15 protein-coding genes and 1 pseudogene are annotated in these 20,949 nt (G+C 44.4%); 10 read left to right on the plus strand and 6 right to left on the minus strand.

Features of this window, described 5'->3' with window-relative positions:
• Positions 1–361: 361 nt before the first annotated feature.
• The 3 genes from AK965_RS06050 (at position 362) to pheT (ending at position 5,153) form a co-directional block, all read left to right on the plus strand.
• A complete protein-coding gene (locus AK965_RS06050; protein ID WP_099078814.1) occupies positions 362–1,471 on the plus strand; it encodes a GGDEF domain-containing protein in 1,110 nt (369 codons plus the stop codon).
• A 292-nt stretch (positions 1,472–1,763) separates the two neighbouring features.
• Positions 1,764–2,747, plus strand: coding sequence for a phenylalanine--tRNA ligase subunit alpha (gene pheS / locus AK965_RS06055; protein WP_099078773.1), 984 nt, complete (start codon positions 1,764–1,766; stop codon positions 2,745–2,747).
• An 18-nt stretch (positions 2,748–2,765) separates the two neighbouring features.
• Positions 2,766–5,153 (plus strand): phenylalanine--tRNA ligase subunit beta, encoded by a 2,388-nt coding sequence (gene pheT / locus AK965_RS06060; RefSeq protein ID WP_099078774.1) that lies wholly within the window; start codon positions 2,766–2,768, stop codon positions 5,151–5,153.
• A gap of 105 nt (positions 5,154–5,258) precedes the next feature.
• Here the strand turns inward: pheT and AK965_RS06065 are convergent, their stop codons facing one another.
• From AK965_RS06065 to AK965_RS06075, 3 genes and pseudogenes are all read right to left on the minus strand, one after another.
• A complete protein-coding gene (locus tag AK965_RS06065) occupies positions 5,259–5,699 on the minus strand; it encodes a TerB family tellurite resistance protein (protein WP_099078775.1) in 441 nt (146 codons plus the stop codon).
• Positions 5,700–5,814: 115 nt separating this feature from the next.
• A pseudogene (locus tag AK965_RS06070) lies at positions 5,815–6,266 on the minus strand (hypothetical protein); the annotation flags it as partial.
• Positions 6,267–6,617, minus strand: coding sequence for a hypothetical protein (locus tag AK965_RS06075; protein WP_099078776.1), 351 nt, complete (start codon positions 6,615–6,617; stop codon positions 6,267–6,269). It abuts the pseudogene before it with no gap.
• Between the two features lie 272 nt (positions 6,618–6,889).
• On the opposite strand from AK965_RS06075, the gene AK965_RS06080 reads away from it, so the two are divergent.
• The 5 genes from AK965_RS06080 (at position 6,890) to AK965_RS06100 (ending at position 14,335) form a co-directional block, all read left to right on the plus strand.
• Entirely contained in the window at positions 6,890–8,164 is a 1,275-nt protein-coding gene (locus tag AK965_RS06080) for a MipA/OmpV family protein (protein ID WP_099078815.1), read from the plus strand.
• Between the two features lie 181 nt (positions 8,165–8,345).
• Positions 8,346–8,570 carry a hypothetical protein gene (locus AK965_RS06085; protein ID WP_099078777.1) on the plus strand — a complete coding sequence of 75 codons (225 nt, stop codon included), beginning with the start codon at positions 8,346–8,348 and terminating at the stop codon, positions 8,568–8,570.
• A gap of 341 nt (positions 8,571–8,911) precedes the next feature.
• Positions 8,912–9,424 (plus strand): general stress protein, encoded by a 513-nt coding sequence (locus AK965_RS06090; protein ID WP_099078778.1) that lies wholly within the window; start codon positions 8,912–8,914, stop codon positions 9,422–9,424.
• A 269-nt stretch (positions 9,425–9,693) separates the two neighbouring features.
• Positions 9,694–13,626 (plus strand): ATP-dependent RNA helicase HrpA, encoded by a 3,933-nt coding sequence (gene hrpA / locus AK965_RS06095; RefSeq protein ID WP_301182225.1) that lies wholly within the window; start codon positions 9,694–9,696, stop codon positions 13,624–13,626.
• 226 nt (positions 13,627–13,852) lie between these two features.
• Positions 13,853–14,335 (plus strand): porin family protein, encoded by a 483-nt coding sequence (locus AK965_RS06100; protein WP_099078817.1) that lies wholly within the window; start codon positions 13,853–13,855, stop codon positions 14,333–14,335.
• A gap of 222 nt (positions 14,336–14,557) precedes the next feature.
• On the opposite strand, the gene proX is transcribed toward AK965_RS06100, so the two are convergent.
• From proX to proV, 3 genes are read right to left on the minus strand one after another with little or no spacing between them, the layout of a single operon-like run.
• The gene (gene proX / locus AK965_RS06105; protein WP_099078779.1) at positions 14,558–15,565 is read right to left on the minus strand and encodes a glycine betaine/L-proline ABC transporter substrate-binding protein ProX; all 1,008 of its coding nucleotides are present in this window, start codon (positions 15,563–15,565) and stop codon (positions 14,558–14,560) included.
• Positions 15,558–16,640: a glycine betaine/L-proline ABC transporter permease ProW gene (proW, locus tag AK965_RS06110; RefSeq protein ID WP_099078780.1), complete on the minus strand. Its 1,083-nt coding sequence runs from the start codon at positions 16,638–16,640 to the stop codon at positions 15,558–15,560. Before proW ends, proX begins: the two co-directional genes overlap by 8 nt.
• Positions 16,641–16,645: 5 nt before the next feature.
• On the minus strand, positions 16,646–17,833 hold the full coding sequence (gene proV / locus AK965_RS06115) for a glycine betaine/L-proline ABC transporter ATP-binding protein ProV (protein WP_099078781.1): 1,188 nt from the start codon (positions 17,831–17,833) through the stop codon (positions 16,646–16,648).
• 437 nt (positions 17,834–18,270) lie between these two features.
• Here proV and AK965_RS06120 point away from each other — a divergent pair, with 437 nt between their 5' ends.
• Positions 18,271–20,151, plus strand: coding sequence for a DUF294 nucleotidyltransferase-like domain-containing protein (locus AK965_RS06120; RefSeq protein WP_099078782.1), 1,881 nt, complete (start codon positions 18,271–18,273; stop codon positions 20,149–20,151).
• Entirely contained in the window at positions 20,148–20,897 is a 750-nt protein-coding gene (locus tag AK965_RS06125; protein ID WP_099078783.1) for a 3'-5' exonuclease, read from the plus strand. The genes AK965_RS06120 and AK965_RS06125 overlap by 4 nt, the downstream gene beginning before the upstream one ends.
• Positions 20,898–20,949: the final 52 nt, after the last annotated feature.

Genomic DNA, 20,949 nt, shown 5'->3' on the forward strand with positions numbered 1-20,949 from the left:
TTCATCAAAGGGGAAGAGTGCGTAATTACGCCGCGCTATTTCCCTTGAACTTGAATCAGTGACCATTCTTGGAATCCTACAATTTCTAATTACTAGGGTATCATTTTCAACTCGTCACTCGTCGTCACTAATGCATTGCACTTTAATTTTTTAGCTTGTCCGCTTAACACCTTTGGGCAGTATAGTGGATTATTTAACCGTATGAACACGATCAAATAGATCTAAGTCATTATTTGAGTTGATTGGGTGCACCTTTGATATGTTTTATCGATAATATGATCATTATGCATTGCAAGTGTTGTTGATATTAAGCTTAGGTATTGGCCTGTGTTATTTAGGATTTAGAGCAGGAGTTATGGTATTGAATTCATTTCGTTGGGATACATATTTTGAAACAGGGATTGCAGAAGTTGATGAGCAGCACCAGTATTTAGTCGGCTTTATTAATACGTACGGCGAACTATTGGCACAAAATAACATCTCGATGACTGATATTCAGATTGCACTATTTGAATTATCCCGCTATGCAGAGTTTCACTTCAAAGAAGAAGAAAACTTAATGCGAGAAGCCGGTATTTATCCTGAGCACCTTCAAAAACACGTTCAAGTTCATCGCGCATTTATGACCGATATCATCAGTATGCAGAGCTTTATTAATGAGGAAGATAAGAATGCCGCTGAGCAGTTACTGAATTTTCTGATCCACTGGTTGGCCTATCATATTTTGGGGATTGATCAGAATATGGCTAAGCAAGTCGCTGCGATAAATGAAGGTATGTCGCCAAAAGCTGCGTATGAATATCAAGAACAACAAGTTAATGCGTCAACAGAGCCCTTATTAGAGGCCCTAAACGCGCTGTTTGCACAAGTATCAGAACGAAATCGAGAGCTACTTAAGTTAAACCTTGTTCTTGAAGAAAAAGTCGAAGAGCGAACCCGGCAGCTCTCTACAGCAAATAAGCAGCTCGAAGTGCTTTCGTTGACCGACTCTTTGACACAGCTTCCTAATCGTAGGAGTGCGATAAAAACGTTACAAGAGTTGTGGAGTGACGATGAACACAAAAATTTACCTTTGGTTTGTATCATGATCGATGCCGATTACTTTAAGCAGGTCAATGATACTTGTGGGCATGAGGCAGGCGACTTGGTGTTAAAGGAGCTTGCGCAAGCACTCAAGCATTATTTTCGTAGTGATGACATCGTTTGCCGCTTGGGTGGTGATGAGTTCTTTGTCATCTGTCCAGATACGGAGTTAGAAGGGGGGCTGCATGTCGCAGAAGCTGTACGTAAGCAAATATCGAACATGTTAGTACCAACATCGTACGACCCTTGGCGTGGCAGCATCAGTGTCGGAGTTGCGGAGCGCAGAGAGGATATGGAAACTTATACCGATCTGATTAGGCTAGCAGACAATGCTGTTTATCTCGCCAAACAATATGGCAAGAACCAAGTTCGCTGTATTCAGCATTAGTCTTAAACTGTCCCTCCTTTCTTTATTTAATCGCAATAGAAACGGATGATGTATGCACTGAGAGCCGCAGCTATTCATCCGATTTCTTTATCGGTTTTGAAAATTACGTTTACAAAGCCGATATTATTCCAATGCAATACTGCTTTTTTTCTGTTTTTGCGTTCTTTTTATTCAATAACCTTCTCTTTTCATAATTCAATTTGGCTTTGGTGGCGGCTTTGGCTACTATGTACAGCTATCAAAAAACCAATCACTCCTTTATGGACACTACCAGCAGGTAGATGAGGAAACGATGCAACATCTAGAAGAGATCATTGCTAATGCGAGCGCAGCAATTGAAGCCGCGCAGTCGCTAGTCGTACTTGATGAAGTGCGTGTTCAGTATCTAGGCAAAAAAGGTGAACTAACAACTCAACTTCAAAGCCTAGGTAAACTACCACCAGAAGAACGCCGTGAAGCGGGTCAAGAGATCAATAAAGCGAAAGGCGTAGTTCAACAAGCAATCGCAGCGCGTAAAGATGCACTACAACGTGCTGAGTTAGAAGCGAAGCTTGCCGCAGAAACGATCGATGTAACGCTACCGGGCCGTCGTATTGAGAACGGTGGTTTACACCCAGTTACTCGTACCGTTGAGCGCATTGAGAAGTTCTTTGGTGAACTAGGCTTCAACACAGAGTCTGGTCCAGAAATCGAAGACGCATTCCACAACTTCGATGCACTTAATATCGCGGCGGATCACCCTGCGCGTACTGATCACGATACCTTCTTCTTTAACCCAGATTTGATGCTTCGTACTCATACGTCTGGCGTACAGATCCGTACGATGGAAAATGGCAAACCACCATTCCGTTTCATCGCTCCGGGCCGTGTATACCGAAACGATTACGACCAAACGCATACGCCAATGTTTCACCAAGTGGAAGGCATGTTGGTTGATGAGAACGTAAATTTCGCTCAGCTAAAAGGTATCCTGCACGATTTCCTATGTAACTTCTTTGAAGAAGAAGTGGAAGTGCGTTTCCGTCCATCGTACTTCCCATTCACTGAGCCTTCAGCAGAAGTGGACGTGAAAGGCAAAAACGGTAAGTGGTTAGAAGTTCTAGGCTGCGGTATGGTTCACCCGAACGTACTACGTAGCGTAGGAATCGATCCTGAAAAATACTCTGGTTTTGCATTCGGTATGGGCGTTGAACGTCTAACAATGCTTCGTTACGGCGTAAACGATCTGCGTTCTTTCTTTGAGAACGACCTTCGTTTCCTAAAACAGTTCAAGTAATCCAGAGGGTTCATCACTATGAAATTCAGCGAATCATGGCTTCGTGAGTGGGTAAACCCTGCAGTTACCACTGACGAACTAACACACCAAATTACTATGGCGGGCCTAGAGGTAGACGACGTACTACCAGTTGCAGGCACGTTCAACGGCGTTAAAGTTGGTCACGTTGTAGAATGTGGTCAGCACCCAGACGCAGATAAACTGCGCGTGACGAAAGTAGATGTTGGTGAAGAAGAGCTTCTTGACATCGTTTGTGGCGCATCTAACTGCCGCCAAGGCCTGAAAGTTGCAGTTGCAACTGTTGGTGCTGTTCTTCCTGGCGATTTCAAGATCAAGAAAGCAAAACTACGTGGTCAGCCATCTCATGGCATGCTTTGTTCGTTCACTGAACTAGGCATTGATGTTGAGTCAGACGGCATCATGGAACTAGCAGAAGACGCAGTAATTGGTACTGACTTCCGTGAATTCCTAGCTCTAGACGATGTAACCGTAGATGTTGACCTAACAGCAAACCGCGCTGACTGTTTCAGTATCCGTGGTCTAGCTCGTGAAGTTGGCGTACTAAATCGTGCTGACGTGACTGAGCCATCAGTAGAAGCAGTAGCGACTTCAATCGAAGACAAAGTGTCTATCGAAGTGAAAGCGCCTGTAGCGTGTCCACGTTACCTAGGTCGTGTTGTTAAGAACGTAAACGTTCAAGCTGAAACACCACTATGGATGCAAGAAAAACTGCGTCGTTGTGGTATTCGCTCTATCGACCCTGTTGTAGACATCACGAACTACGTACTTCTAGAGCAAGGTCAACCAATGCACGCATTCGATCTAGCGAAGATCGAAGGTGGCATCGTAGTTCGTATGGCTGAGCAAGGTGAGAAGCTAACACTTCTTGACGGTAGCGAAGCAGAACTAAACGCAGATACACTAGTTGTTGCTGACCACAACAAAGCACTTGCAATCGCAGGTATCTTTGGTGGCGAACAGTCTGGCGTAACAACGGAAACTAAAGACGTTCTACTTGAGTGTGCATTCTTTGCACCTGACCACATCCGTGGTCGCGCTCGTAGCTACGGTCTTCACACTGATTCTTCAATGCGTTTCGAACGTGGTGTGGACTACGCACTGCAAGTAAGCGCAATGGAGCGTGCAACTCAGCTTCTTGTTGAAATCTGTGGCGGTGAAGTAGCACCTGTTGTTGCTGTTGAGTCTGAAGCAGACCTACCTAAGCCAAACAAAGTTGCGCTACGTCGCACTAAACTAGACAACCTACTAGGTCACCATATCGCGGATGCTGACGTAGTCGAAATCCTAGAGCGTCTAGGTTTGACTGTTGAAGCTTCGGAAGAAGGTTGGCTAGCAGTAGCACCAACATGGCGTTTCGATATCGCTATCGAGCAAGACCTGATTGAAGAAGTTGGCCGTATCTACGGTTACGACAACATTCCTAACCAACACCCAGCAGCAGCACTTAAGATGCACAACCACGTTGAAGCGGATCTTCCACTGAAACGTGTTCGTGATCTTCTTGTTGACCGTGGTTACCACGAAGCAATTACATACAGCTTCGTTGAGCCTGAGCAACAAAAGCTAGTTGTACCTGGTGTTGAGCCACTAGTGCTTCCAAACCCAATTTCTGCAGACATGTCAGCAATGCGTCTTGGTCTTATCCAAGGTCTGCTGAACACGGTTGTTCACAACCAGAAGCGTCAACAGCCACGTGTTCGTCTATTCGAATACGGCCTACGTTTCATCCCATGTGAATCTGCAGAAAACGGCATGCGCCAAGAGCCTATGTTAGCTGGTGTTATCGCAGGTACTCGCGGTGAAGAACACTGGGATATCGAAACTAACACTGTTGATTTCTTTGACCTTAAGGGTGATCTAGAAGCGATTCTAGAGCTATCTGCGAACGAAAAAGCGTACTCTTTCGCAGCAGCGAAGCACCCAGCACTTCACCCAGGCCAATCTGCGGCAATCATCATAGATGGCAAAGAGGTGGGCGTGATCGGTACAGTTCACCCTGAGCTTGAGCGTAAGTTTGGCCTAAACGGTCGTACTATCGTATTCGAAATCGAATGGTCTGCAATCAACAGCAAAGTGATCCCAGAAGCGGTAGCGCTTTCTAAGTTCCCTTCAAACCGTCGTGATATCGCGGTAGTCGTGGACGAAGCAGTCGCGTCTGGTGACATCGTGAACGCTTGTCTAGAGCAAGGCGGCGAGTTCCTTAAAGATGCGAAACTATTCGACGTTTACGTAGGTAAAGGCGTTGAAGAAGGTAAGAAGAGCCTCGCAATCGCACTGACTCTACAGTCACTTGAGTGTACGCTTGAAGATGCAGACATCGCTGGTGCGGTTGACGCTATCGTTGCTCACGTTTCTGATAAGTTTGGTGCGGCTCTTCGAGACTAAGCGTTTCGGGCCTCATCTCTACTAAGAGAGACTAAAAACCCTGCCAACTCGGCAGGGTTTTTTTATGCTCTAAGGTAATTTAGTTGGCACAGTGGGTTGGTATTATTATTGTGATTGCAACTTTGCCCGAATGAAGTCGCTATGGTCGACATACAGCAACTCTGCCGCTTTACGTATTACAGCCTCTTCTAACGGGTCGAGTTCTCCATCGGCGTACGCCACTTCCCACATACTTTTGATCAAGTCATATCGGGTTTCTTGAGTTAGTTCTCTAAGTTGGGATGTAAAGTCATATAACGATGTTGATTCGCGAGATTTATTTTGTGCCTGCACTAGTAGTGCTTCGGTTTGCTGCTCGTTGATTGACAGTAACGTCATGAGCAGTGACCGTTTAGTTGCTTGTTCGCTATCATTGATTTCATGATCGGCTCCTGCAACTTCACAAAGTAGACAAGCGATGGCCAAGTTTGGCGACAGTGAATTAGATTGGCTTAGGTCAGAGCCTTCAATAAGCTGTTTGAATAATGAGGTGAGAGAATTGAACATATCGAACACCAAGCAGTAGTTTATTAGTTTAAGATGGGATTAGTTTGAGTAAATCTCAAGAGCTAATCGCCATCGGACTTAAAGTTTCGTACGAACGAATGACTTAACCGATCCATTATGTTGCAGATAAATAGTGATGAAATCTACTCTTCCACTTCGTGGAGGGAAGTTCTTGTCCATCGCTGGTTAAGATACTAATTTGACTTGGCTTACCATTCTCTTCCAAGCGCAGTTCGCCAATAGCGCTTTGGTTTACTAAACGATATAAGTGATGATTACTTGGCACTCGCTTAAAAAATTTAAGGCGTTTACGCTTGGTGAGCGAGTCCAAAGGGGAGCGAGAGCTATAAAGTAATCGATCTATGGCATCACAAAAACTGAGTAGTGTTGCAGGGAACGGATTCTTAATGCCACTACACGTAATTTGATAGATATTAGGGCTGTTTTTTCGGTAGCGGAGCTTAATGTCATACGTGACTCTGAGCGCCAACGACGCGTTCGCGTGTCAAGCACGAGGACTTTCGGTGAGGTATGAATCGTGTAGTGCCAATCTTCAATACGGTATACTTATGAATAAGCGTCTTCTTCGAGTATTTCGATAACTTGTGAGCTGCTAAGTTCATGCCCCATAAGAAATAAACCTAACATCGCGTCCGCTTTTGATGAGTTATCACTCTTCTCGTCGAGGATTTGCAGTAGGCGGGTGCGAATCAGGTCGATTTCGTGTTCAACAAAACCACGTCCTTCTTCTTCACCTTGGCTATCTTCCGGTGCATTATCAAAGCGCAAAAACAGCATTTCTCCACTCAGGTTGGTTTCTACCAGTCGTTCCGGTAACCATTCTTCACCCATTACGATATCGGGGTCATTTCCCGCGGGAAATGTATTGAAAATGGAGATAAGTTCAGATGCTTTCACTATAAATTGCGGTTTCTAACATTGGTTGCTTATTGTATCGGTGAATTGGGCAAAAATCTAAATCTCATTAAAGAGAGGGAGTAAAAAGCGCATTTTTTGCTGCTAATTTGTGCGGCGAATAAGCGGTTTGAGTATCGGCCTAATGAGTGCTGTACATTTTTCACAAATAGGCAGGTAAACTCGGATATACTGATACGCAAGTATTTCTAAAAATTACAGTGATATAGGAAAACATGATGCACTTTATTAGAGCTTCTATTGCATTTTTGGGCATGTGTCTCAACGCAACTGCAGGGGCTCAGCCCGTTTCTCAAGAGCAAGAGTGGGGCATTGCAGCAATGTATCGCACAGCATCAATTCCTTTTTACACGGCAGATGACGACTCTACGGTCAGCACATTTGTACCAATGATGTTCTTTGAAAATGAATATTTGTACATCGACGGTATCGAAGGTGGCGTGTTTTTATATGATGAGCGTGACTCGAATTGGCGAATAAGCGCGATTACCCGCCTACGCTTTGTTGATATTCCCAAGTCCGTCCAAAATGCTTTTGAGGGAGATCGTGCCGATGTTGGTGTCCAAGTTCGGTACCATGCGGATGAAAACTGGCGAGTTGAAGTTGAACTAATGACGGATGATGAGTTTCAGTTCCACTCAAACTATCGTCTAGCAGCAAATTATGAGTTTGGCGATTGGAAACTGGATCCTTCTTTTACGATTCGTTATAAAGATGCGGACTTTAACAGCGCTTACTATTCATTTTCTGATGTGACGGGTGAAAAAATCGGAGCGGGCATCGATGCCAACCTTGGTATTAAAGCACGTTACCATGTGATTTCTAATTTATATCTGTTGGGAGAAACTAGCATTACCCGACTGGATAGTGAGGCATATCGCAGTCAAGTAGTCGAAGACCGCTATCAAGGCGAACTTTTTGTCGGGTTTGGATTCTTTCACGACAAGACCAAAGCGTACAAGTCAGAGTTGAGTAATCGACCATATTTGCGAGTAGCACATGGTTGGGCTACACCTTCAAATATTGGTGATATCTTCAAACTGAATGCGGAAAAAGATGAATACAATAATCAACTTACGTCGTTATTCTATGGCCATCCTTTAACCGATGAAATATTTGGTTTCCCGCTTGATCTTTACCTAACGCCGGGTCTTGTTCACCATTGGTCTTCTGATGTGCAATCATCTAGTACAGAATATGTTGTGGCGATCAAAGCGTATTACACGTTCAATTGGCCAACCCAGTGGCGCTTTGGTGTTGCAGAAGGTGTTTCTTATATTGATAACGTTACCTACATTGAAGGAACTGAAATGGAGGAGAAGGGATACACGGCAAGTAACCTGCTCAATTATCTCGACTTCTCGTTCGATGTCAACGTAGGCGATTTATTCAACCAGAAAGATTGGGGAAATATGTGGGTTGGTTACTCTTTACATCACCGTTCGGCGATTTTTGAGAGTGCTTCTCAGTTTGGCCGTATCAAAGGTGGCAGTAACTACAACACCATTTACTTTCAGTATAATTTTTAATCTCATGAACTTTGTTTGATTGCATGTTACTATTTTGTGCGCTTGGCGATGAATTAATCAAATGACGTCAAATGATATATAGAGCGTTCAACAAGGGAATGGCTCGCATGACATTGGGTAGAGTGAATGCATTGCTTACCACCGTAGCATGAGCCAATAAAATGAAGAAAAGGAAGTGAATATGAAAAAAGTATTGTTGATTCTGATGGCATTAGCACTTACTGGCTGTATGACAGGGAATGATCTGACGGTTGTTAAAAATCGACACACTACAATAGGGCAGGAGTTAGTTGATCTTAAAAAAGCTCTTGATGAAAATGTTATTACGGTTGAAGAATATAGTGCCCTGAAAGAAGAGATTAAAAAGTCTGCAGAAGTTGGCGTGGATTTCAACAATGTTAATTAGACCACTATGCTTGCAAGGATTGCGTAAACCAAGCATTTAAAGCATAAGTACTCTAGAAGCTCAGTATCCAACACGCATGAGCAACGTGTAGTCGTTTTATAACGCATTGGCTTTTATGCTAACGGTGCATGCTATTGTTCGGCGTGGCAAAATCTCAACAAGGTAATGCCACAAAATGCTCAACTCATATCGATGTTCTATACTCAGGAAGTATCACTATGGTCACGAAATACCGCTGATGTGCGGGTTTCTTTTAGTGAATACGGTGAAAGTGCTAGTCCAAGTAATGGCATGAAGTTGGTACGTTCTATTTTCTATGGATATTCTATTGGAGATATAGAATGAAAGATCAAGAAAAAATCATTACGGTTGTTGAAACCCACACTGATGCTGAAGACGTCATTAAAACGCTTAAAAATGCAGGCTATGATGTAGCTAAAATCTCGATTCTAGGTAAAGGATACCATAGTGAGGAGCACGTGTCGGGCTTCTACAATACTGGAGATCGAGTCAAAAAATGGGGTACGACAGGGGCTTTCTGGGGAGGACTGTGGGGCGCGTTGTTTGGTGCAGGTTTATTTTGGTTACCAGGTGTCGGCGCTCTGATGATAGCAGGCCCGATAGTCTCTACCCTTGTTGGTGCGCTTGAAGGTGCGGTACTTACAGGAGGTCTCGGCGCTATCGGTGGAGCACTTGCGAGCATTGGTGTGCCGAAAGATAGTATCGTTAAATATAATTCAGCAATCAAAGCTGACAAATTCTTAGTTATTGTCCATGGTGATGCAGAAGATATTAAAAAAGCGAAAGCAATTTTGGCCGATTATGAACTTGAGACCATCAAAGCAAAAGCATAATAGTGGATTTTTTTCTGATTTCAGGCTACTGAATTAACCTTGATACAAAAAGCTCCATTATTCTGGAGCTTTTTGTATTTCTGAAACCGAAAAAATGTGCGGTTACTGTGGAAAACTGTTTCTATCCAAGAGCAAATTTGTATTAGAGTTATTTGGTCGTGTGAATAGCTTATCACTAAACCTTTCCGTTATCCCGTTTTTGCCCTTGTGTGGTACAATTCCCCCAGTTTTGTGTAATAAAAAGAATAGGAAACGCTTTGACTTCGTCACTGCCCCCAAAAAAGCAAAAGCTTGAACAGCCTGCTGCAGAGCAAAAGGCGCACGCTAATAATGCAGCATCACTTCGCAAAGCGCTGGAACAGTGCATGTTGCGAGACCGTTTTCGTTTAAGCAAACGCATCTCCGGAGCGAGTAAAATCAAAAAGGATGCCGCGCGTAATGCCGTGTTCGATGAAATCGCCTTAGACATTGCTCAGTCTATGATGGACGTAGAAATACGTGGCAACTATCAACCAAAGATTGAATACCCACCTATTCTTCCTGTTAGCCAAAAAAGAGACGACATCGCTAAAGCGATTGAAGAAAACCAAGTGGTTATCGTCGCAGGTGAAACTGGCTCAGGTAAAACGACACAGTTACCGAAGATCTGTGCAGAGCTCGGGCGAGGCAAGTTTGGTCTAATTGGTCATACTCAGCCGCGTCGTCTTGCGGCACGTTCGGTCGCAAACCGTATTGCTGAGGAGATGGAAACTAAGCTGGGTGAGTTTGTTGGTTACAAGGTTCGATTTAACGATCAAATCTCTGAAAAAACACAAATAAAACTGATGACTGACGGTATTCTGCTGGCAGAGATTCAGCATGACCGCTTTTTAAATCAATACGATACTATCATCATCGATGAAGCGCACGAGCGCAGCTTAAACATCGACTTCATCTTGGGTTATCTGAAAGAACTGTTACCACGTCGCCCTGATCTAAAAATCATCATTACGTCGGCAACCATCGATCCCGAGCGTTTTTCAAAGCATTTCAACAATGCACCCATCATTGAGGTTTCGGGTCGTACTTACCCAGTAGAAACACGTTACCGCCCACTAGGTGGTGAAGATGATCACGATCGTGATCAGATGGAAGGTATCTTCGAAGCGGTCGATGAACTGTGCGATGAAGGTTTAGGCGATATTCTGATTTTTATGAACGGCGAGCGTGAAATCCGCGACACCGCAGATGCACTGTCTAAGCGTAATCTGAAAAGTACCGAGATCGTACCGCTTTACGCACGTTTGTCGGCTGGTGAGCAGAACAAGATTTTCCAACCACATGCTGGCCGTCGTATTGTACTGGCAACCAACGTAGCAGAAACCTCGTTGACCGTACCGGGCATTAAGTACGTTATCGACCCTGGTACAGCGCGTATCAGCCGATACAGTTACCGAACTAAGGTTCAACGTCTTCCAATCGAGCCGATTTCACAAGCGAGTGCGAACCAACGTAAAGGTCGATGTGGTCGTGTGGAAGAGGGGATCTGTATTCGACTGTATTCAGAGGATGATTTTAACGCTCGTCCAGAATTTACAGACCCTGAAATCCTACGTACCAACTTAGCCTCCGTTATTCTTCAGATGACCGCGCTTGGCTTGGGTGACATTGAAGCCTTCCCATTTGTGGAAGCGCCAGACAAACGCAATGTTCAAGATGGTGTGCGTCTACTTGAAGAGCTGGGTGCGATTAATCCAAATGCAAAAGATCCGAAGAAACGCCTGACCGCAAGTGGTCGCCAGTTGGCGCGTTTGCCTATCGACCCTCGCTTGGCGCGTATGGTTCTTGAAGCGCCAAAATTTGGCTGTTTAAAAGAAATCATGGTCATTGCGGCTGCGTTGTCGATTCAGGATCCACGTGAGCGTCCGTCGGACAAACAACAATCGTCAGATGATAAACATCGCCGATTCTTCCATGAGGACTCGGATTTCCTGACGTTGGTGAACCTGTGGGATTACATTCAGAAGCAGCAAAAAGCGTTAACGGGTAACCAGTTCCGCAAGCAATGTAAGCAGGATTACCTGAACTACTTGCGCGTACGTGAGTGGCAGGATGTGTACTTCCAAATTCATCAATCAATGCGCGAGATGGATTTTAAACTCAATGATGAGCCCGGTGCGTACCAAAGCGTACACAGCGCTATCTTAGTGGGTTTGCTGTCTCATATTGGTATGAAGGACCAAGAGAAGAATGAGTACCAAGGTGCTCGTAATGCTCGTTTTCATATCTTCCCTGCGTCTGGCTTATTCAAGAAACAGCCAAAGTGGATCATGTCAGCTGAGCTGGTGGAAACCTCAAAATTATGGGGCCGTATCATCGCAAAGATTCAACCAGAATGGATTGAACCGTTAGCGAAGCACCTGATCAAACGCAGTTATAGTGAACCACACTGGTCGAAGAAAAACGCTGCGGTGATGGCACATGAAAAAGTGATGCTTTACGGGGTGCCCATTGTTCCCAAACGCTTGGTGAACTACGGCAGTATCGACCCTGTCATCAGTCGCGAAATATTTATTCGTAGTGCTCTGGTAGAAGGTGAGTGGGAAACCAAACATGCCTTCTTTAAGCAAAACCGAAAATTGTTGCAAGAAGTTGAAGAACTTGAACATAAGTCTCGTCGTCGTGACATTTTGGTCGATGACGATGAGTTGTTTGATTTTTATGATCAACGAGTCGGCACGGAAGTGGTGTCAGGTAAGCACTTCGATACGTGGTGGAAACAAGCATCCAGAGAAAATAAAGAACTGCTCAATTTTGAAAAAGAAATGCTGTTCAAAGGCGATGCGAGCCACGTGACCGATTTAGATTACCCGAACTTCTGGTATCAAAATGGTTTGAAGTTGAAGCTTAGTTACCAATTTGAACCAGGCTTTGATAGTGATGGTGTCACGGTGCATTTGCCGCTACCAATCCTAAACCAAGTGGAACAAACTGGGTTTGACTGGCAGATCCCAGGCCTGCGTCATGAGCTTGTCGTTAGCCTGATCAAATCATTGCCAAAGAGCATTCGTAAGAATTTTGTGCCAGCACCCAATTACGCGGATGCCTTTTTAGCACGTACAACGGCAATGGATGCACCACTTCTGGATTCTTTGGAAAAAGAACTCCGCCGCATGACTGGTGTAGAGGTTCGTCGCGAAGATTGGAATATGGATCAAGTTCCGGAACACCTGAAGGTGACATTCCGTGCGGTTGACCATAGAAATCGTAAACTGAAAGAAAACAAAGATCTGCACGAATTAAAAGAGAGCCTGAAAGAGAAGGTTCAGGAGACCCTTTCTAAAGTGGCGGATGATGATATCGAACAGCAAGGTCTGCGCACTTGGAGCTTTGGTGAACTGCCGAGGGTCTATCAGCAAAAACGTGGCGGCTACGATGTGAAAGCATATCCGGCGCTGGTGGATTCAAAAGACAGTGTTGAAATCAAACTGTACGAAACCGAGTTTGAACAGGTGACGGCTATGCAAGCGGGTCAGCGTCGTTTGATTCTGTTAAATGTGCCTTCGCCAATTAAGTATTTGCACAGTAATTTGCCGAATAAGTCGAAGCTGGGCTTGTACTTCAACCCGTATGGAAAGGTACTGGATCTGATTGATGACTGTATCGCATGTGGTGTTGATAAGTTGATTGAGCAGCACGGTGGTTTAGCGTGGGAGCCAGAGCAGTTTGAATCTCTAAAAGAATACGTTCGTGCAGAGCTTGGTGACACAGTGGTAGAGATTGCGCAGCAAGTGGAAACCATTTTGACGACAGCATTCAACATTAACAAGAAGCTGAAAGGTCGAATTGATTTCACCATGGCGTTTGCTTTGTCAGACATCAAAGCACAAATCGAAGGTCTGATTTTCAAGGGCTTTGCGACAGAGTGTGGTTGGAAGCGTCTGCCAGATATCTTGCGTTACATGCGTGCGATTGAGCGTCGTATGGAGAAGTTGCCAATTGATCCAAACAAAGACCGTTTGCACATGTTGAAGATTGAGTCAGTGACGAACGATTACAAAGAGTTGCTGAATAAAATTCCGAAAGGCATGGTGATTCCGGACAACGTGAAAGAAGTACGCTGGATGTTAGAAGAGCTTCGTGTGAGCTTCTTTGCTCAACAACTGGGCACCCCATATCCGGTTTCTGATAAACGAATCAAAAACGCCATTGATGCTTGTTAATTTATATCAATGGCGAGTCTGATTTAAGCAGTTATGGATTTGTAAAAACGTACCTTATAGGTCTGTCTTTTTTGAATGCAAATTTAACTGGTATGAAATTTGCTTGATGCTAAAAAATGACACATTAAAGTCATAAAGGAGGCAAAGTTTTGCCTCTCTTATGTTTGTAGTACCAAAGCCAGACTTGAATTGCGGTGTTGGTAATAATAAAAAGCAAAGGTTGATGATGAAGAAAACTTTATTAGCAGTGGCACTTCTAGGTGCATCTTCTGCGGCGATGGCAGACTCATGGATTTACGGTGGCGCTACTGTAGGTCAGTCTGACTACAAAGGCGAAACTGATACGTCATACTCAGTACACGTAGGTACCGGTATTTTGCCAATCATCGGTATCGAAGCGGGTGTTACTCAGCACGGTGAATTCAAGAACGCAGTAGGACAAGAGGCTAAAATGACTTCTTACTACGCAGCGCTCAAGCCAAGCATCGACTTTGGCCCACTTCACGTATACGCGAAAGGTGGTATTCACCAGTGGGATAAGAAAGTTTCTGGCGGTCAAAATGATGATGATATTGATCTGATGTACGGCGTAGGTGCGGAATACTTCATCTTTGGTCCAATGTCGGTTGGCGCAAGCTACATGAACTACACAGCGGGTAAAGAAGATATCGGTTCGCTCTCTCTAAACGCAACACTGCATTTCCTATAATCATTGATATGTTGATGATTAATATGAAAAACACCGGTATTCGCTGGTGTTTTTTTTCACCTAGCGTATGACCGCTGGCGCAATATTCGAATTGTCGTGCTGTTGTTCAATGTGAAATTTAAATCACAGAAAAGCGATTATCTTCAAAAAGTGGTGAATAAAAAAAAGCCAACTGATCTGTTCAATTGGCTCTTAGAAACATCGTTTGATCGTGAGTGTTAATTACATCGCCGCTTTTTTCGCTTCTGCCACCCAAGAATCAAATAACCCTTGGTTCGCTTTAATCCAACCATTTACGTGGGACTCGATATCAGCGGAACTGTTTTTACCCTGACTCATCATCATGTTTTGCGCACTGACATCATTGATGTCCAGTTTAACAATTTCGAACAGCTTTGCAGCGGATGGGTTCTTCTCTGCAAACTCTTTATTTGCAACAATGCGCATTGAGTTCATTTCAAAGCCGTAGTTTTTACCATTTGAAAGAGTAGTATCGACACCTTTGCGCTCACCTGGAAGAGCAGAGAATGGTACCTGTAGCCATACAACATCTTTACCCGGAACCAATACGCCACTTACCCAGTAAGGTGTCCAGGTGTAGTACAGAATCGGGTCACCTTTCTTATAACGTGAGATCGTATCTGCAATGATTGCCGCGTAGTTGCCTTGGTTGTGGGTTACAGTGTCACGAAGTTTATAGGCATTTAACTGTTCTTCAATCACCATTTCACAACCCCAACCAGGGTTACAGCCAGTAAGATCAGCCTTGCCATCCCCATTCGCATCAAACAACTTCGCTAACTCAGGGTCAGTCAATTGGCCAATGTCGGTGATGTTGTATTTCTCAGCAGTTTTTTTGTCAATCAGGTAACCTTGTGCAGCACCACTCACGTATTGACCTTCGCGATAAAACTTTTTATCACCACCAGACATGGTGTATTTATCGGCATGAAGAGGGAACCAACCCACAGCAAGAAACGTGGCATCGCCTTTTGCAATCGATGTGTAACCAACGTTGTAGTCGACTTCTTTTGTCGGTTTTACATCGTAACCAAGCGCTTCTAGGGCACGATTCACTATCAGGGTCTGAAATGTCTCTTCCGCGACGGTCGATTGAAGAGGCTGAACAGAAACGCCTTTGCCCGGAAGCTCGTTAGCTAAAGCCTGAGAGGAAAATGTCATGGTGGTTAACGCTCCCACAGACAGAGCCTTCTTCCATGAATTAGTCATGCGTGTTTCTCCTTAGATTTAAGTTCGGTTGTTTCTTTTTGTTTGTGAATTTTAATAGGTATGAAACGGGGCCGGTGTGATACCAGCGTTGCTTAGTATTACCCGCATTCACGCCCAGAACTTGAGTGACGCGATCAAGTAAAATAGCCAAAATGACAATACCTAAGCCACCGACAGCTGCGAGGCCCATATCTAAGCGACCAATTCCTCTTAATACCATTTGTCCTAAACCACCAACCGCAATCATAGAAGCAATGACCACCATGGATAGAGAGAGCATTAGGGTTTGGTTTACGCCGGCCATGATAGTTGGCAGCGCTAAAGGTAATTGAATTCGGTACAGCATTTGCTTTTTGCTTGCACCAAATGAATGGCCAGCTTCAATCAGTTCCTCAGGCACTTGCTGAATACCAAGAATGGTTAAGCGCACGACAGGCGGTAGGGCGAAGATGATGGTCACCACCACCCCTGGAACGTTACCAATACCAAACAACATGACGATTGGGACCAAATAGACGAAAGCGGGTGTCGTTTGCATGGCGTCGAGTATCGGCCGAACAAATTTAGCCGCAGTGTTACTTCGAGCTAGCCAGATACCCATGGGTAAACCAATGAGCAGGCAAAAGAATACGGACGTTAACACCAGTGACAGTGTCGTCATCGCTTGCGACCAAGCGCCGATTAAGCCAATAAAGATCAGCGAGACGAAAGTTGTTGCGCCCAAGCGGAGATTAGAGAATTGCCACGCCAACAAAAATAGAAGCAGAAGCATAAAAGGGGCGGGAGTGGAAACTAATGCCGTTTCAAATGAAGTAAGGATAAAATCGATAGGAATACGTATTGCTTGGAATAGTGGCCTGCCATGCTCTACAAGCCAATCAAGGCCAGATTCGACCCAGACATCAAGGGGAAGCACTGCATCTTGAAAGGGATTCATGATATCGAAAGGGGTCTCTACAACCAATTCTGAACTCAGCCAATCGTTACTCTCTGTCGTATCACTAGTTTGTGACCAAGGGTCGTTTTGTTGCGTCGTTGTTGACCACGGATCGTTATTTGTTTGTTCTGATGACATTGTGATTAATCCTTATCCAGCGCTTGCAGTAGGCGTGATTTCGTCACGACACCAAAGTAATTTCCTTGCTCATCAACGACAGGTACCGCATACGGAACACCAGCAACTTTTCCTAGAATGTCGTTGATGGATTGCTGAGGCAGTAGGGTAATACCATCTTCCAGTTGAGCGCTGGTTAAGGAACGATTTTCCTTGTGCGCAAGGCGCAATGAATCGACGGAGACAATACCTGAGTAGTGGCTCGATTTATCCACGACGATTCCGTAGTCACGATCGTGATCCATCAAGATTTGCATGGCAGAAGCAGGACCATCGTGTTCGGATTTTTTGAACACTGCGGCGGGATTTTTACGCGCAATGTCTTTCGCTGTCAGTACACTAGCAATATTGACTCCGCGGAAAAATGCTTCAACATAATCATTGGCTGGATTGTGAAGAATTTCGTCGGGGGTGCCAACCTGAACGACGTCGCCATTTTGCATGATGGCAATACGATCACCGATTCGCATCGCCTCGTCTAGGTCATGAGAGATAAAAACGATGGTACGTTTGTCGTCGTTTTGAAGGCGAATCAGCTCATCTTGCATCTCGGAGCGAATAAGAGGATCGAGTGCAGAAAAGGCTTCATCCATAAGCAAGATGTCAGGATCGCACGCTAAGGCACGAGCTAGGCCGACACGTTGTTTCATTCCACCAGAGAGCTCATCCGGGTAAGATTCAGCGTAAGCTTCAAGGCCAACTCGTTGTAATGCAGACAGTGCACTGGCGTGGCGTTGCTTTATATTGATCCCCGCAAGCTCTAATCCAAAGGAAGCATTCTCAATAACCGTCATATGAGGCATCAATGCGAAGTTTTGAAACACCATGGAGATGTCATTTCTACGGACTTCACGCAGTTCTTCTTCAGAGATATGAGCAATGTCTTTACCTTTAAGATAAACACTACCTTTAGTGGGCTCGATTAAGCGGTTCAACAAGCGTACAAGGGTGGATTTACCCGAGCCAGATAGGCCCATAATGACAAAAATCTCTCCCTCATTAATTGAGAGAGAAACGTTATTAACACCGACGGTCAGGCTCGTTTGCTCAAAAATACGGTCTTTATCGACGCCTTTCTCAATAAGAGAGAAGGCACGGTCTGGTTGCTCTCCAAACACCTTATACAGTCCCTTAACTTCCAGTATGGGATCCATGTTGAACGTCCTTAAAGTATATATTTTGTTGTCAAATGATTTGTACTCTAAGCAATATGGTGGATAATTTCAATTAAATACCGTGATAAATCGTTGGTTGAATTTAGCTATCTATGGGTAATTTTTGATGAGGTGTCTTTTTATTTTCTTTCATAACAATGTATTGTTGTGTTTTGGTTTGGGTTGTAATGGCATCGTGAGTTGGAGGTTAAACAGGTTCAATTGTGAGTCAACGCTTAGGTTTTTCGTTTGATGTGGTGTGTTTTCTGTTTTGACAAACTCAATTCTTGCTGATTGAGTTAGAGTTCAAAGCGTTTGTTTTTGATGGTTTATGCTGTCGCTTAGTCTAATTGACGTCGGCATTAGATTTATTGATTGCTTGAAGTTGGCCTTGGTGATATTTATCACTAAAGTCTAGGCAATGCATGGAATAAAGAATGGAAGCAGAGCAATTAGAAGTTCTCAACTTCATTAGCCAATACCCTCCCTTTGATGATTTACCGGAAGAGCACCTTAAAAACATCGCAATGAATGCGGAAGTGGCCTATTACCGAGCAGGTTCAGACATCCTAAAAAAGGGTGATGACATTCGCGATCTCTATATGATCCGTAGTGGTGTGGTCGAAATTTATCGCCGTAAAGGTGAACTGTATAACCGGTTTGATACCGGAGGTGTATTTGGGCAGATGGGATTGTTGATGAACAATCGTGTCCGTATGCCAGCCAAAGCGATTGAAGATACTTTGATGTATTGTATTCCAGAGCAAATTTTCACGACATTATGTGATGAATTTGAAAATTTTGCTGATTTTATGGAGTTGGAAGACAGCGCTAGATTACGTACTGCCGTATCTAACCATTCAGATGGCAACGACTTTACGACCGCGAAAGCACGCAAGATATTGAGCCGTGAGCCCGTCACTCTTGAGGCGACCGCAACAATCCAAGAAGCGGCTTTGTTGATGGCGGAAGAGGGCGTCACCGCTTTGCTTATTGTTCGGCCAACGGAAGAAATTACCGAAGATGACGATGACCAGCTATTGGGTATTTTAACCGACCGAGATCTGTGTATTCGAGTTTTGGCTCAAGGTATCGATACCAATATCCAAGTCAGCGAGGTGATGAGCTATGATGTGGTTTCCCTAGATTACAGTGCCTACGTGTTTGAAGCGATGTTAACCATGCTTCGCTACAACGTGCATCACCTGCCAATTTTGAAAAACAAAAAGCCGATTGGTGTGCTTAGCATGACGGATATCGTCCGCTACGAATCGCAGAACAGCTTGTTGCTGGTCAGTTCGATCTTCCAGCAAAATACCGTTGCAGACCTCAAGTTGGTTTCGCACCAAGTAAAGGACTGCTTCGTTCGTATGGTCAGTGAAGATGCAAACGCACATATGGTTGGACGTGCGATGTCGGTTATTGGCAGTAGTTTCAAGCAGCGTTTAGCAGAACTGGCAGAACAAGAACTTGGGCCTGCACCAATCCCTTACTGCTTAGTGGCAATGGGATCCATGGCACGAGATGAGCAGTTGATCGTCACTGATCAAGATAACGCTCTGATTCTGGATAACAGTTATGATCCAGATAAGCATGGTGATTACTTTGCTCAGTTTGCAAAATTCATTTGTGATGGTCTAGCTGAGTGTGGTTACTCCTACTGTACTGGTGACATCATGGCGACCAACCCTGAATGGCGTAAAACCCGTGCAGAGTGGGAAGAATGTTTCGCGAACTGGATTGATAACCCGACACCAGAACGGTTGCTAAATAGTAATATTTTCTTTGATTTGTTAGGTGTTCATGGCCGCGTTAAGTGGGCAGAGCAGTTAAGTGGATTTATTGTTCGTCGTGCGAAGAAGAACAATCGCTTCCTTGCATGCATGGCCTACAATGCGATTCGTCGTACGCCGCCGCTTGGCTTCTTCAAAGATTTTGTGATGGAGAAAGATGGCCGCCACAGAAATTCCATCAACTTGAAACGCCGTGGTACTGCGCCATTAGCCGATTTGATTCGTGTGCACTCACTAGCCATCGGCTCTCGCTCTCAAAACTCGTTTGAGCGATTGGATGACATCAACAATGCAGGGATTTTGCCAAAAGGGCGCGGCATGGATTTGAAAGATGCGATGGAACTGATTTACATGGTGCGTATTCGTCATCAAGCATTGGATATTGAGAATGGCGAAGAGCCGGATAACAATATTGAACCAGAGCACATGTCTGAGTTTGAACGCCGTAACTTGAAAGCTGCGTTTCAGATCTTAAGTAACGCCCAGAACTACATTAAGTTCCGCTACCAGAGAAGCAGTAAATAATGTGGTTTTCTAAAAGCAAACACGGTGATTTACCGCTATCCAACACAAGTCATACGCCAGAATGGTCAACGCTGTTTCAACAATTGGCTGCCCAAGCGAAAGATGAAAGGCTTAAGTGTTATTACTCCACACCAATCGTCAGTGGAGAAACATCGCTGAAAGAGGTGCCTTTTGTCGCTATGGATTTTGAAACAACAGGCTTAAATGCGGAAGAAGATGCGATTCTGACCATTGGTCTGGTGCCATTTACCATCGATCGCGTGCAATGTAATGGCTCTCGACATTGGGTAGTAAACCCAAACCGTGAACTTAATGAAGAATCGGTGGTGATTCATGGTATTACAGATTCTGAAGTGCGCAATGCTCCACAACTCGATCAGATTTTAAGCTCGATACTGGACGCATTAGCAGGAAAAGTGGTTGTTGTTCATTACAAAAATATTGAACGACAGTTCTTTAATAACGCTCTGTTAAACGCTATTGGAGAAGGCATTCAGTTCCCCGTAGTGGATACATTAGACATTGAATATGCCATTCAAAGACGAGAGTGCGCAGGGTGGATTAACAAGTTAAAAGGAAGGAAACCCGGTTCGGTGCGTTTGGGTCATGCTCGTGAACGTTATGGTTTACCAGTATATCAACCTCATCATGCATTAACCGATGCTCTAGCGACAGCAGAACTGCTCCAGGCACAATTGCAATACCATTTTGACCGAGATATGGCACTATCTTCAATTTGGCAATAAAAACTATTTGTCGCCCTGATAGTAAAATGCAATGCATTATTGGGGCGTTTAA

Source organism: Vibrio sp. PID17_43, from assembly GCF_002608565.1.
Lineage (GTDB): Bacteria > Pseudomonadota > Gammaproteobacteria > Enterobacterales > Vibrionaceae > Vibrio.